11 protein-coding genes are annotated in these 13,298 nt (G+C 46.2%); 6 read left to right on the top strand and 5 right to left on the bottom strand.

The genetic code is table 11. The features are described 5' to 3' along the window. Window position 1 precedes the first annotated feature (1 nt). The 3 genes from BSQ33_RS11205 to serA all read left to right on the top strand — a co-directional run bounded on the left by BSQ33_RS11205 (window position 2) and on the right by serA (window position 2,888). Window positions 2-598 (top strand): 5-formyltetrahydrofolate cyclo-ligase, encoded by a 597-nt coding sequence (locus BSQ33_RS11205; RefSeq protein WP_021020498.1) that lies wholly within the window; start codon window positions 2-4, stop codon window positions 596-598. A 154-nt stretch (window positions 599-752) separates the two neighbouring features. Then, entirely contained in the window at window positions 753-1,409 is a 657-nt protein-coding gene (rpiA, locus tag BSQ33_RS11200) for a ribose-5-phosphate isomerase RpiA (protein WP_088134110.1), read from the top strand. Between the two features lie 249 nt (window positions 1,410-1,658). Further along, window positions 1,659-2,888: a phosphoglycerate dehydrogenase gene (serA, locus tag BSQ33_RS11195; RefSeq protein ID WP_021020496.1), complete on the top strand. Its 1,230-nt coding sequence runs from the start codon at window positions 1,659-1,661 to the stop codon at window positions 2,886-2,888. 165 nt (window positions 2,889-3,053) lie between these two features. On the opposite strand, the gene BSQ33_RS11190 is transcribed toward serA, so the two are convergent. Genes BSQ33_RS11190 through BSQ33_RS11180 form a run of 3 tightly spaced genes read right to left on the bottom strand, consistent with a single transcriptional unit; the run spans window position 3,054 to window position 6,085 of the window. Continuing rightward, entirely contained in the window at window positions 3,054-4,373 is a 1,320-nt protein-coding gene (locus BSQ33_RS11190) for a TRAP transporter large permease (RefSeq protein ID WP_021020495.1), read from the bottom strand. Next, entirely contained in the window at window positions 4,363-5,010 is a 648-nt protein-coding gene (locus tag BSQ33_RS11185; RefSeq protein ID WP_021020494.1) for a TRAP transporter small permease subunit, read from the bottom strand. The genes BSQ33_RS11190 and BSQ33_RS11185 overlap by 11 nt, the downstream gene beginning before the upstream one ends. Before the next feature lie 55 nt (window positions 5,011-5,065). Next, entirely contained in the window at window positions 5,066-6,085 is a 1,020-nt protein-coding gene (locus BSQ33_RS11180; RefSeq protein ID WP_088134109.1) for a TRAP transporter substrate-binding protein, read from the bottom strand. 219 nt (window positions 6,086-6,304) lie between these two features. Between BSQ33_RS11180 and BSQ33_RS11175 the strand changes: the two genes are divergently transcribed. The 3 genes from BSQ33_RS11175 (at window position 6,305) to BSQ33_RS11165 (ending at window position 10,971) form a co-directional block, all read left to right on the top strand. Then, window positions 6,305-7,732 carry an NAD-dependent succinate-semialdehyde dehydrogenase gene (locus tag BSQ33_RS11175; protein ID WP_088134579.1) on the top strand — a complete coding sequence of 476 codons (1,428 nt, stop codon included), beginning with the start codon at window positions 6,305-6,307 and terminating at the stop codon, window positions 7,730-7,732. A 44-nt stretch (window positions 7,733-7,776) separates the two neighbouring features. Then, complete coding sequence (gabT, locus tag BSQ33_RS11170; protein ID WP_088134108.1) at window positions 7,777-9,054, top strand: 4-aminobutyrate--2-oxoglutarate transaminase; 1,278 nt, start codon at window positions 7,777-7,779, stop codon at window positions 9,052-9,054. A gap of 123 nt (window positions 9,055-9,177) precedes the next feature. After that, entirely contained in the window at window positions 9,178-10,971 is a 1,794-nt protein-coding gene (locus BSQ33_RS11165) for a PLP-dependent aminotransferase family protein (RefSeq protein ID WP_088134107.1), read from the top strand. A gap of 63 nt (window positions 10,972-11,034) precedes the next feature. On the opposite strand, the gene ilvN is transcribed toward BSQ33_RS11165, so the two are convergent. Together ilvN and BSQ33_RS11155 are read right to left on the bottom strand one after the other, a co-directional pair. Continuing rightward, window positions 11,035-11,529, bottom strand: a complete 495-nt coding sequence (ilvN, locus tag BSQ33_RS11160; protein WP_021020489.1) for an acetolactate synthase small subunit — start codon at window positions 11,527-11,529, stop codon at window positions 11,035-11,037. Further along, window positions 11,529-13,250: an acetolactate synthase 3 large subunit gene (locus tag BSQ33_RS11155; protein ID WP_021020488.1), complete on the bottom strand. Its 1,722-nt coding sequence runs from the start codon at window positions 13,248-13,250 to the stop codon at window positions 11,529-11,531. The genes ilvN and BSQ33_RS11155 overlap by 1 nt, the downstream gene beginning before the upstream one ends. Between the last annotated feature and the right edge of the window lie 48 nt (window positions 13,251-13,298).

Below are 13,298 nucleotides of genomic sequence, written 5' to 3'. Positions count from 1 at the left end.
TATGCACCAGAACGACATGACGCGCGCTGCTTTCAGAAAGCAGATCCGCGACAGAAGGAAACAGCTCTCTGACGCGTTTCAGCAAACAGCCAGTGAGCAGATAATTCGTCAACTCTCCCACCTACCCGAGCTGAATACCAGCCAACATATCGCTGTTTATTTATCCACTGATGGTGAACTCTCCACCCACGCTTTGATCGAATGGCTCTGGCAACAAGACAAATCCGTTTATCTCCCCGTGATTCATCCTTTTTCAACCGGTCAGCTGCTTTTCTTACGTTATACACCAGAGACTGACATGGTTCAGAACCGTTACGGTATTGCTGAACCACGGCTGAATCAGCAATTGATTCTTCCGACACGCCAGCTTGATCTGATTTTTACCCCACTGGTTGGCTTCGATGCATCAGGACACCGTCTCGGTATGGGAGGCGGTTATTATGACCGAACCTTAGAACCTTGGTTTAAAAGCCGAAGCGGTGCCAAACCAATCGGGCTCGCCCACGCGTGTCAGTTTGTCGAACAACTGCCGATTGAATCTTGGGATGTGCCACTGCCAAAGATCGTTACACCCGACAAAATATGGTCATGGGAATAAACGGATATATGGTAGTACAACATGATGTGATACAAGACAGCGGAAAAGAAGGATTCACGCTGCAACTCCTGTGAAGATGAGTATATAATCCTCCGCGGAAATATCGATTACATATTCAGATAGCATTTACGCGCAATCAGCAGGAGATCAATACATGACCCAGGACGAAATGAAAAAAGAGGCGGGATGGGCTGCACTCAAATATGTCGTCAAAGGTGGCATTATCGGAGTAGGCACCGGCTCGACCGTCAATCACTTTATCGACGCTTTAGGGTCAGTCAAAGATGAGATTAAAGGTGCTGTCTCCAGCTCAAAAGCATCGACAGAGAAACTTGAAGCATTAGGGATTCAGGTATACGACTGTAATGATGTTGAAAAACTGGATGTCTATATTGATGGTGCCGATGAAATCAATCCAATGCGGGATATGATCAAAGGCGGCGGCGCAGCCCTCACACGGGAAAAAATTGTTGCTGCAATCTCTGATACATTTGTGTGTATTGTTGATGGCACCAAGACGGTTGATGTACTGGGTCAGTTTCCGCTGCCTATCGAGGTCATTCCAATGGCCCGCGAGCAAGTTTCCCGAGCGCTGAAAAAACTTGGGGGCGACCCGGTTTATCGTGATGGCGTACTGACAGATAATGGCAACATCATCCTCGATGTACACAATATGCAAATTACTGATCCCAAAGCCTTGGAATCAACCCTCAATAATATTCCCGGTGTTGTAACTAATGGTCTGTTTGCACATCGCGGGGCAGATATCGTGATTATCGGTACGCCCGACGGCACCCAATTTATTGAGTAAATCATTAGAATTCTTTGCACCAATATGAATAGATCATGGAAAACGGTACGTTGCGTGCCGTTTTTTTATTGGCTATAGAAAAATTATTCCTTATGACGGAAATTTCTTACCAATTAGGGATTTTTTTTGTTACTTTATGGTGAGAAGATGCGCGAGGCAAACGTTTGCTTGTTAATAAAATGCTAAATTCTCCGTTTTGGCCACCGTGCACCCCATTTCTTCATCTTTCCATCGTTAAGGACAAAAATAATGGCCAAGGTTTCATTGGAAAAAAACAAAATTAAAATTTTACTTCTTGAAGGTGTTCATAGCTCTGCAGTCGCGGTGCTTCAGGAAGCTGGCTATACCAATATCGAATATCACAAAGGTTCATTATCCGAAGCCGAACTATTAGAAGCCATTCAGGATGCACATTTTGTCGGTATTCGTTCCCGTACCAACCTGACGGAGAATGTTATCAACGCAGCGAAGAAACTGGTTGGTATCGGTTGTTTTTGTATCGGGACTAATCAAGTTGATTTAAGTGCGGCGGCAAAACGCGGGATTCCTGTTTTCAATGCCCCCTTCTCCAATACCCGCAGTGTTGCCGAACTGGTTATGGGTGAGATTTTGCTACTGCTACGGGGCGTGCCGGAAAAAAATGCGCTCGCACACCGCGGTATCTGGAAAAAAAGTGCTGACCAGAGTTTTGAAGCTCGCGGGAAAAATCTCGGGATCATCGGCTATGGTCATATCGGTACGCAACTGGGAATTATTGCTGAAAACTTAGGAATGCGGGTTTACTACTACGATATTGAGAACAAACTATCTCTGGGCAATGCCATCCAAGTTGCCTCTCTGGCAGAACTGCTCGGTAAATGTGATGTCATCTCTCTGCATGTACCTGAAACACCCGACACTAAAAATATGATTTCCAGTAAAGAATTCTCTCAAATGAGACCGAATTCAATCTTCATCAATGCGGCACGGGGAACTGTCGTCGATATTGATGCCCTATGTGGTGCATTGGAATCAAAACAAGTGACAGGGGCGGCAATCGACGTATTCCCGGTTGAGCCAAAAACGAATGCAGACCCGTTCGAATCACCACTGCTTCAGTTTGACAACGTCATCCTGACTCCACATGTCGGTGGGTCAACGCAAGAAGCGCAAGAAAATATCGGGATTGAAGTGGCAGGCAAGATTGTCAAATACTCTGATAATGGCTCGACCGTATCCAGTGTTAACCTGCCAGAAGTATCGCTGCCAGAACTCAGAGAATGTTCTCGTCTGCTGCATATTCACCAAAACCGTCCGGGCATTCTCAATCAGATCAACACGATTTTCGCAGAGGATAGTATCAACATCGCCGCGCAGTATCTGCAAACTTCTGCTGATGTCGGTTATGTGGTCATTGATGTTGAAACAGCCCGCTCAGAAGAAGCATTGCGTAAGCTGAAGAAAATCGAAGGGACAATCCGCGCGCGGATTCTGCATTAATCCCTGCTTGATATCTCAAGTTCAAAGCCCTTTCTCTATGGAAAGGGCTTTTTCTTTTGTCATCCTTGTTCAATCGAGACATACAGTAAAAAACCTGCCGTCGGGCAGGTTTTTATCAAACGGTTAATACTTTTATACGGATAAAAGCGTCTGTGGCACAAGCCATTAGTGAATGACCAGATTCGGTAACCAAGTCACCAGATCCGGGAAAATCATACAAATGACCAACACAATAAACTGTACGGTAATAAACGGTAATACCGATTTATACAGATCCATCATGGTCACTCCTTTCGGAGCAATCCCTTTCAGGTAGAACAACGCAAAACCGTAAGGCGGTGTCTGAACAGCAATCACAATATTCAGAATCATCAACACACCGAACCAGATCGGATCGTAGCCAAGTGATACCGCAACCGGCGTAAATATTGGGGCACACATCAGCACAATGATAAATTCATCGATGATGAATCCCAATAACAGCATGATCAGTTGGAACATAATAATGATCATGATCGGTGGTAAATCCAACCCTTGGGTAAAGCCAGACACCATCCCTTGGATTCCCATCAGTAAATGGAAATTACTGAAAACCGATGCACCGAGAATAATCCACATAGCCACGCTCACCAGCAGCGCGGTTTGCATTCCCGAACGTCTGAGCATCTCCGGTTTAAAGCGCTTAAACAGGATCGATAACAGAATCGCGCCCATCACACCCAGAGCCCCGGATTCCGTCGGTGTTGCTATCCCAGCGATAATACTGCCAAGAACCACCACGATCAGAGCAAGTGATGACGCACCGTCACGAATAGTCTTAAACCGCTCATACCCTTTCGGCACCTGAATATCGTTGTCAGAATCGAGCGGAGCCCGCTCCGGATTCAATTTACAAGAGATCACCACGTAAGTGATCAACAGAACAATCGTAATCAATGCAGGGATCATGGCTCCCAAGAACATTTTGCCAACTGAGTTTTGTGTCGCAGAAGCAAACATGATCATTGGAATACTCGGTGGAATAAGAATCCCCAAAGAGCCACCAGCCATAATCACCCCAAGCGCTAGCTTCTTGTCATAGCCACGCTCAAGCATCGGTTTGAGAGCAATACTGCTGGAAGTCATGATACCGGCACCAATGATGCCAACCATGGCTCCAATCATGGAGCAAACCCCAATGACACTAATTGCCAAAGAACCGCGCACTCGACCGATAAGCAGTTGACTGGCATTAAACATCGCATCCCCAATTCCGGATCGAGTGAGGATCTGTCCCATATAGATATAAAGTGGAATCGCGAGCAGAATAAAATTAAAAAATGTGCTTTCAACGGTGGTCGGCACAATATTAAACAACGCCTCTCCCCAAACCAGATAACCGACGCCCATGGCAATGCCACCCAATGCCAGTCCCACTTGTGCACCTAACACAAAAGCGGTCAGAATACATGCCAGCAAAACAAGGGTTAACATCTCAATTCCCATTTGAATTCTCCTTGTCACAAACGGACTTCTCTACCGGATGCTCCTCTGCATGAAACGGCTCATCATCTAAACTGACATGGAAAGGCTGATCATCAAGGCTGATATGTGGATGCACAGTGCCGCTCAGTTCACGTCCTGTGATGAGGAAAAATAGATTACTGATCAATTCAGTTGAATATTGGGCAACAAAAATGCTCGCAGAAACAGTGATCATCAGCCAGAAGTGATGCATCGGCGGAGCCCATTCACTCTTGGTTCTGTAATGGAATTGAAGGCTTTCCAAAAACATGCCATAGCAAGTTTTGATCATGACCACTAAAAATCCTATCGCCAGAACCGCAGTGATCAGGTCAAAAATCCGGCGAGTCTTTTCCGAGACTTTACCGTGTACGATGTCCACGTTAATGTGTGCTTCACGTTGCTGCGCATATGCACCGCCTAAAGCGGCAATATATCCAAACAGAAAAAGTGAAGTGTCATACCCCCAAATAGTTGGTTTATCAATCACATAACGAGCAAAAACTTCGTAGGCAACAATCGTGGCTAATACAGGAAGCAGATAGGATACCGAACGCCCGATTAGGCCGACTACATACCTGACTAACTGGCAATATCCTCTTAAAATTGATTCAACCATATAAACTCCCAAACCAATCAAGGTGAACCATCAGATTCACCTTGATTATTCCTTGTTACTGCTTCTTATTGAGGATCTCAACAAGCTGTTTTGAATAAGGGTCGGCACTGGCATATTCCTGCGCAAGTGATACCCCTGCTGCTTTCCAAGCTTTTTTGTCGGCTTCAGATGGCGCAGGACTCCATTTCAATCCTTTGGCTTCCATCTCCGCCACAGCCTGAGATTCCCACAGTTTGGACTTCGTCAACTGCTCAATCGCATGTTCGGCCGTCGCACCTTTCACAATGGCTTGCAGATCTTTCGGCAATTTATTCCAGGCTTTTTGGTTGACAATAATCGGTAGCACCTGAGCACCGGCAATGGGTAGCGGATACATGTATTTTGCAACTTCCACATGGTTACCATCGCGGTGATCAATCATATTTGAACCGATAGAGCCATCGATAACGCCGGTTGCCAGTGACGTATAGATTTCACTCCAAGACAGAGAAACGGGTGCCGCACCGAGATTACGCAAGAACTTACCATAAGCTCCCGGCGCACGAATTTTCATGCCTTTAAAATCAGCAATCGAGTTGATTGGTTTTTTGGTAATGATATAAACAGGGGGTTGAATATAAGGTTCCAGCCAAACGATCCCCTGAGAGGCATAGGCTTTTTTCAACACATCGCCCCAGCCCCGCTCATGAAATAATGTCATGAGTTCACTGGCATCCGATGTTCCACCAGGCAAACCAACTTCCACAACCCCAGCCGGAAACTCACCCGCGTGCATAGGTTGGAAAGGTGCGCCCATTGTAATCAGACCGGAACGTACAGCACCTAAGATACCACTGGTACCCACGCCTTCTCCAGAGTACAGAACTTGCACAGCAATGCGACCATTGGACATGGTTTCAATATTTTTCGCCAAGTCTTCATAAACGGCACCAAATGCAGTACCGCGGCCATATAGATTTGCAAAGCGCCAATTATATTCAGCGGCAAAACTAACCGTAGAACTCGCAAGTGCGCTGACACCCAGCGTGACTGCCAGTAATGTCTTCGCAAGCTTCTTTCCCTTTAACCCAAACATAGAAATTCCTCTTCCTGTGTCGTTACTTGTTTGTTACTGATTTGTTTCACAGGTTAATATGAAGAAAGCAAAACCAAAGCAATAGAACCAGAAAGACAATTTGTATGGTACCAGCCAGAAACTTATCGCTGGTACCACATAATTGATCTAACTGGTACTTCGGGTGGTGTCATTTTTAGATCTACCATTCTCCTTACAGCTAACAAAAGAGACACAATGATGGACCAAATTGTTAACAAAAACTTACTCAAAGCAACGTGTCCTTTCAGTGAAGATGCGATTGCAGTCCTCAATCCGGCAACCGATGAAACGCTGACTTACATTCCTTCGGTTCAAACAACGGATATCCTTACTTTGATTGAGCAATCAAAGCAGGCTCAACAAGCTTGGCAACAGCGTTCAGCCGCAGAACGATCAGCCATTTTAAAGCGCTGGTATGACCTCGTAGTTGAAAACAGTGATGATCTCGCCAGAATTATGACCCTCGAACAAGGGAAACCCCTGGCGGAAGCCAAAGGCGAAGTCATGTACGGTGCCTCTTTCATTCAGTGGTTTGCCGAAGAGGGAAAACGCACCTACGGTGATACAATTCCGGCACCAGCGTCGAACAAACGTTTAATGACTATTAAACAGCCGGTTGGGGTCGCTGCGGCGATCACCCCTTGGAATTTCCCCATCGCAATGATCACCCGTAAAGCAGCGCCCGCGCTGGCGGCTGGGTGTAGTTTTATCGTCAAACCCGCCAATCAAACTCCGCTGTCCGCCTATGCTATTGCAGAACTAGCGTACGCAGCAGGATTGCCAAAAGAGCTTTTAATTGTGGTGAACAACCACTCTTCAGTGGCCGTTGGTGATATTTTCTGTAGTCATGATGATATTAAGAAGTTGTCTTTCACCGGGTCGACTCAAGTGGGTAGTCACCTGATCAAACAGTGTGCAGAAACCATCAAGCGGACCTCAATGGAATTAGGCGGCAACGCACCATTTATCGTCTTTGATGATGCAGATATCGATGAAGCGGTCAAAGGTGCCATCGCCTCAAAATTCCGTAATGCCGGACAGACCTGTGTGTGTGCAAACCGCTTCTATGTTCAGGACAGCGTTTATGAGCAATTCGTTGAAAAGTTTGCCAAAGCCGTGGCAGATCTGAAAGTCGGTAATGGCGTCGAACCGGGTGTCGTTATCGGTCCGCTGATCGATATGAAAGCGAAAAACAGCGTCTTGGGCTATATCAATACAGCCGTCGAACAAGGCGCGAAAATCGCATTTGGCGGCCGCTCTTTGGACGGTCTTTTCGTTGAACCGACCATTTTGACTGAAGTTACTCAAGATATGGAGATTGTCCATACCGAATTATTCGGTCCGGTCGCTCCGATTGTTCGCTTTACCAATGATGATGAGCTGGTCGAAAAAGCCAACGATACGATTTACGGATTAGCCAGCTACTTCTACACCAGCACACTGAATCGTGCATTTCGTATTGCCGAGCAGCTTGAATACGGCATGGTTGGGATTAATGAAGGCATTATCTCCAATGAAGTCGCCCCATTCGGTGGTGTAAAACAATCCGGCTTTGGCCGGGAAGGTGCCAAACAAGGGATTGATGAATATCTCAATGTTAAATATCTCTGCTTTGGTGGCTTCTGACATCTCGCAATAACTACTGTTTGAATGTGAAGGAATAAAAACTCATGACGAATATGGAATGGCAAGCCCGTAAGGAAAAAGTCGTCGCAAAAGGGATGGCTAATCTGGCACCGGTTTATGCGGCGAGTGCTAAAAATGCGCTCATCACGGATATTGAAGGTAAAACGTATATCGATTTTGCCGCCGGGATTGCCGTGAATAATACCGGTCACTCTCATCCGCAGATTATTGAAGCCGTGAAAAAGCAGTTAGACAACTTCAGTCATACCTGTTCAATGGTCACGCCTTATGCGAGCTTTGTTGAACTGGCTGAAAAAATCGTGGCGAAAACACCGGGAAATTTTGAGAAAAAAGCGGCATTCGTGACCACGGGAGCAGAAGCGGTAGAAAATGCGGTGAAAATTGCGCGGGCACATACCGGCCGTTCAGGCATCATCGCCTTTAAAGGCGGCTTCCATGGCCGGACAAACATGTGTATGGGACTTACCGGAAAAGTCGCGCCCTACAAAACTGGTTTTGGGCCATTTCCAAACGAAATCTATCACCTGCCATTCCCGAATGACTATCATGGCGTCACTGAAGCGCAAAGCCTGAGTGCTTTGGACGATTTATTCACTTGTGATATCGAGCCGAGCCGTATCGCGGCCATCATTTTTGAGCCGATTCAGGGAGAAGGCGGGTTCTATCAGGCACCTGCATCTTGGGCACAAAAAATCCGCGAAATATGTGATAAACACGGTATTGTTTTAATCTGTGACGAAATTCAGACCGGATTTGCCCGAACTGGTAAAATGTTTGCCACAGAATACCTCGGCATTGAAGCGGATCTGTTCACGATGGCTAAAGGTATTGCCGGGGGATTCCCCCTGTCCGGAGTTGTCGGTAAGGCAGAAATTATGGATGCTGCCAATCCCGGAGGCGTCGGTGGGACTTATGCAGGCTCTCCGCTCGCTTGTGTTGCTGCGTTAGAAGTGCTCGATATCATCGAAAAAGAGAATCTCTGTGAAAGGGCGCAACATATTGGCTTGCAATTTAAGGAACAATTGACCGAATTGCAAAAAGAGATTCCCCAAATTGGTGACATTCGTCAAGTCGGCGCCATGATTGCCATCGAATTCAATGATCCTGACAATGGTGCACCTCTTGCTGATTTAACCAAACAGCTTGTGGTAAAAAGTAACCATGCCGGTGTGATTTTGTTATCTTGTGGGGTAAAAGGAAATGTGATTCGCTTCCTACCACCATTGACGATTGAGCCGGAACTGATCGTCAAAGGTATTGACATCATCAAAGCAGAATTACAAGCGTTGCTCGCTCACTAATTATATTCAGAGAAGTACATTCAGATAAAAGTACATCCAGCGTAGATACGGTCACTTTCATGGTCGTATCTTCGTTGCCTCACTCGGATTAGTCAGCGGCACAAAAACAGTTGTAGGAGCCGTATGCTAAGCCAGTATATCCACCTTGATCCGCACGATTCAAAAACGCTGCAAGATCAAATCAAAAGCAGTCTTGCCAAAGCAATCTTCGATGGCTTCATTCCTAAGCAATCTCCCCTTGCCTCTTCACGTAAGTTAGCAAAAGATCTTCATGTTTCCAGAAACACGATTTTGCGCGTATACGAGCAATTGACCGAAGAAGGGATCCTCGTTTCCATTGAACGCAAAGGCTATTTTGTCAATCCCACGCTGGACATTTCCGTCACCCCGCTCGCTTCAGCAACATCACAAGAGCAATCAACTCAACTCGACTGGAGTCGCTATCTGAACGCTGAAAACAGTGTCTCGGAACGAGAAGCCAAAGATCTCAAAAATTATCCCTATCTCTTTGTCAGTGGCGTGGTTGATGAAGACTTATTTCCGGTATCTGAATGGCGCAAATGCAGCATTCAGTCGCTCAATCGCATCAATCATCGCACTTGGACATCAAATGACTCAGATTATGATGATCTGATTGAACAGATCCGCACCCGCGTATTGACCAAGCGTGGCATATTTGTCAATCGAGACAATATCGCCATTACTCTCGGATGTCAGAACAGCCTTTATTATCTGTCAAAACTACTCCTCTCGGCTGATTCCTCAATTGCAGTTGAAAATCCCGGTTATCCCGAGGCATTGCATCAGTTTCAGGCCAGACGTGCGGAGATCGTGCCGATCAATGTGGATCAAGAAGGTATGGTCATTGATGAATGGCTTACCGGCTGCCAACTGGTTTATACCACCCCAAGCAATCAATTCCCGACGACAGTACGCCTGTCTGCCAGCCGACGCCGGAAACTCCTTACGTTGGCTGAAGAGCATGATTTCTTGATCATTGAAGATGACTTTGAACATGACATTAATTTTATTGAAGACACCTGTCCGCCACTGAAAAGTGAATCAGCCAGTGAGCGTATTATCTATATCTCCAGTTTCTCTTCGACAATAGCTCCGGGATTGCGACTCGGATATATCGTGGCCCCTGCCCCCTTGATTTCACAGATCAAAGCCCTTCAGTTCAGAACACATAGCTTACCGCCGAAGAACAACTGTCAAACCCTTGCTTTGTTTCTCAGCCTTGGATATTACGATGCTCTGGCTCAAAAAATGCTTAAACGTTATCGGCAAAAATGGCTGACGATGGAAAAAGCGCTGAATTACTATTTCCCGCAATCAGGTGTGACACCGTCGTTGGCTGGGACGGCTTTCTGGATCGACTATAAACAGGGATTCGATGCCCAGCGGTTTGAACAACTGGCTGAACAGCATGGTATTTTGATCAACAATGGTGCCAAATACTATTACTGCGATGAACGGACCAATAGTTTCCGGCTGTGCTTCCAATCCATCAGAACGGAACAGATCCGGGAAGGGATTGCGCTTCTTTCCCAAATCGCCAAACAAGTTATGCCGATCGAAACCCTTGAGGAATGTCAGCAACCGCCACTCCGTAGCAAAGCGATTCGCCATCTGCTGAAAAAGCAAACGCTCTTAACTAAAGACTGTTTTAATATTCCTTACCGAATCACCTTTCAGGCTGACGGCAAAATGACCGGGATCTCTGACCGTCCCAATGACATGGATGAAGGCTATTGGTGGGTTGAACACGATCAGTTTGTTTACCAATGGCGTAACTGGCAGTTTTCAGATATCCGAAAAATCACCATCGTTGTCGAGAACGGGGAAGTGAAACGATTTGATGAAGACGGCTACTTTATTGGTGAAGCGCAGCTCATATCCAGTCAGGTGGGATAACAGTAAAAAACCGGCATCAGCCGGTTTTTTTATTGCGTTTTGCCATGACAGACGATGATGATATTACGCACGTAGAGCGCGTTCACGGCGGGCGATACCCACAATCCCACTACGAGCAACCTCTAGCACCTCTGTCACTTCTGAGATAGCCTCAATAAACGCATCTAGTTTATCGGTTGTCCCGGCCATCTGAACTGTATACTGACTGCTGGTAACATCGACAATTTGGCCTCTGAAAATATCCGCCGTCCGTTGCACCTCAGCCCGGGCTGCGCCACTGGCTCTCACTTTCACCAGCATCAATTCCCGTTCTATATGTTCAAACTCCGACACTTCCTGAACTTTCAATACATCAATCAACTTATGCAGTTGCTTCTGAATCTGTTCCAGCTCCATCGCATTGGTTTTAGTCGTGATGTTAAGACGAGATAACGTCTCATCGTCAGTCGGGGATACATTCAACGTTTCAATATTGAAACCACGCTGGGAGAACAATCCGACCACACGAGACAAAGCACCGGGTTGGTTCTCCATTAATACTGAAATAATGTGTCTCATCAGGTTCTCTCCGTTTTGCTCAACCACATTTTGTCCATCCCTTCGCCTTTAATCTGCATCGGATAAACGTGCTCTGTTTCATCGACATTGATATCCACAAACACCAGACGATCTTTCAGATCCAGTGCCTTTTTCAATCCGGCTTCTAATTCATCCGGTGTTGAGATGCGGATACCGACATGCCCATAAGCTTCTGCGATTGCAGCAAAGTCCGGCACAGAACTCATATATGAATTCGAGTGACGTCCCTGATAAATAATATCTTGCCACTGTTTAACCATTCCCAAGAAGCGGTTGTTCAAGTTAATGATCTTGACCGGAATATCATATTGCAGCGCGGTTGACAGCTCTTGAATATTCATCTGAATACTGCCGTCTCCGGTCACCACAACGACTTCCTCTTCGGGATGAGAGAATTTAACGCCCATCCCGGCAGGTAAACCAAATCCCATCGTGCCAAGACCACCAGAATTGATCCAGCGCCGTGGCTTGTTAAACGGGTAATAAAGAGCCGCGAACATTTGATGTTGCCCGACATCAGAAGCAACATAGGCATTCCCTTCGGTTAACCGATGGAGCGTTTCAATCACTTGTTGCGGTTTGATCCGCTCACTGGATTTCTCATAAGCAAGACACTGACGCTCCCGCCAAACCTGAATCTCTTTCCACCATTGTTCCAACGCGTTGGCATCATTCGAGCCCCCTTGCTCAACCAGCAACTTCAGCATCATTTCCAACACTTTCTCTGCTGAACCGACGATAGGTAAATCCGCCGGCACATTCTTTGAGATTGAAGATGGATCAATATCAATGTGCATGATCTTGGCATGAGGACAGTATTTTTCCAGATTATTCGTAGTTCGGTCATCAAACCGGACACCGATACCGAAAATCAAATCAGCATGATGCATCGCCATATTGGCTTCATAAACCCCATGCATTCCCAACATTCCCAGCGCATTTGCGTGGGTGCCGGGGAAAGCGCCCAATCCCATCAGGGTACTGACCACAGGCAAATTCAAGGTTTCCGCTAATTGAAGAATCTGCTTATCCGCCTCAGAAATAACCGCACCACCACCAACATATAAAACTGGTTTTTTCGCATCTAACAGCGCTTTAAGTGCTTTCTTGATCTGCCCTTTATGTCCGCTGGTTGTCGGATTATAAGAGCGCATCTTGATGGTTTTCGGATATTGATAAGGCAATTTAACCTGAGGATTCATCACATCCTTCGGCAAATCAATGACCACAGGGCCAGGACGACCAGTCGAAGCAATATAGAATGCTTTTTTAATTGTTTCGGGAATATCTTCAGCTTTTTTGACCAAAAAGCTATGTTTCACAATTGGCCGGGAAACCCCAACGATGTCACATTCCTGAAATGCATCATTACCAATCAGACTGTTGGGAACATTGCCTGATATGACAATCATTGGAATAGAATCCATATAAGCTGTCGCAATACCGGTTACGGTATTGGTTGCACCAGGCCCGGAGCAAACCAGCACGACACCCGGTTTACCGGTCGAGCGTGCGTAGCCGTCAGCCATATGTGTGGCCGCTTGTTCATGACGAACAAGTACATGTTTGATTTGGTCGGTTTTTTCATGAAGGGCATCATAGATATCAAGCACGGATCCACCGGGGTAACCAAAAATTTGCTCGACACCTTCTTCGATCAGAGACTGAACAACCATCTCTGCACCGGATAGCATTACCATATTATTCTCCTTACCAGTCACTGTATCCCGAGGTCAGTTCAACAGTCT

This window comes from Vibrio gazogenes (assembly GCF_002196515.1).
GTDB lineage: Bacteria > Pseudomonadota > Gammaproteobacteria > Enterobacterales > Vibrionaceae > Vibrio > Vibrio gazogenes_A.
The sequence above is the reverse complement of the archived record's forward strand: the minus strand, read 5'-3'. Positions and strand labels throughout refer to the sequence as shown.

Coding starts and splice junctions, on each gene's coding strand:
- BSQ33_RS11175 (WP_088134579.1), top strand. CDS start 6,305: ATGGACCAAATTGTTAACAAAAACTTACTCAAAGCAACGTGTCCTTTC.
- BSQ33_RS11165 (WP_088134107.1), top strand. CDS start 9,178: ATGCTAAGCCAGTATATCCACCTTGATCCGCACGATTCAAAAACGCTG.
- rpiA (WP_088134110.1), top strand. CDS start 753: ATGACCCAGGACGAAATGAAAAAAGAGGCGGGATGGGCTGCACTCAAA.
- serA (WP_021020496.1), top strand. CDS start 1,659: ATGGCCAAGGTTTCATTGGAAAAAAACAAAATTAAAATTTTACTTCTT.
- gabT (WP_088134108.1), top strand. CDS start 7,777: ATGACGAATATGGAATGGCAAGCCCGTAAGGAAAAAGTCGTCGCAAAA.
- BSQ33_RS11180 (WP_088134109.1), bottom strand. CDS start 6,085: ATGTTTGGGTTAAAGGGAAAGAAGCTTGCGAAGACATTACTGGCAGTC.
- BSQ33_RS11205 (WP_021020498.1), top strand. CDS start 2: ATGCACCAGAACGACATGACGCGCGCTGCTTTCAGAAAGCAGATCCGC.
- BSQ33_RS11185 (WP_021020494.1), bottom strand. CDS start 5,010: ATGGTTGAATCAATTTTAAGAGGATATTGCCAGTTAGTCAGGTATGTA.
- ilvN (WP_021020489.1), bottom strand. CDS start 11,529: ATGAGACACATTATTTCAGTATTAATGGAGAACCAACCCGGTGCTTTG.
- BSQ33_RS11190 (WP_021020495.1), bottom strand. CDS start 4,373: ATGGGAATTGAGATGTTAACCCTTGTTTTGCTGGCATGTATTCTGACC.
- BSQ33_RS11155 (WP_021020488.1), bottom strand. CDS start 13,250: ATGGTAATGCTATCCGGTGCAGAGATGGTTGTTCAGTCTCTGATCGAA.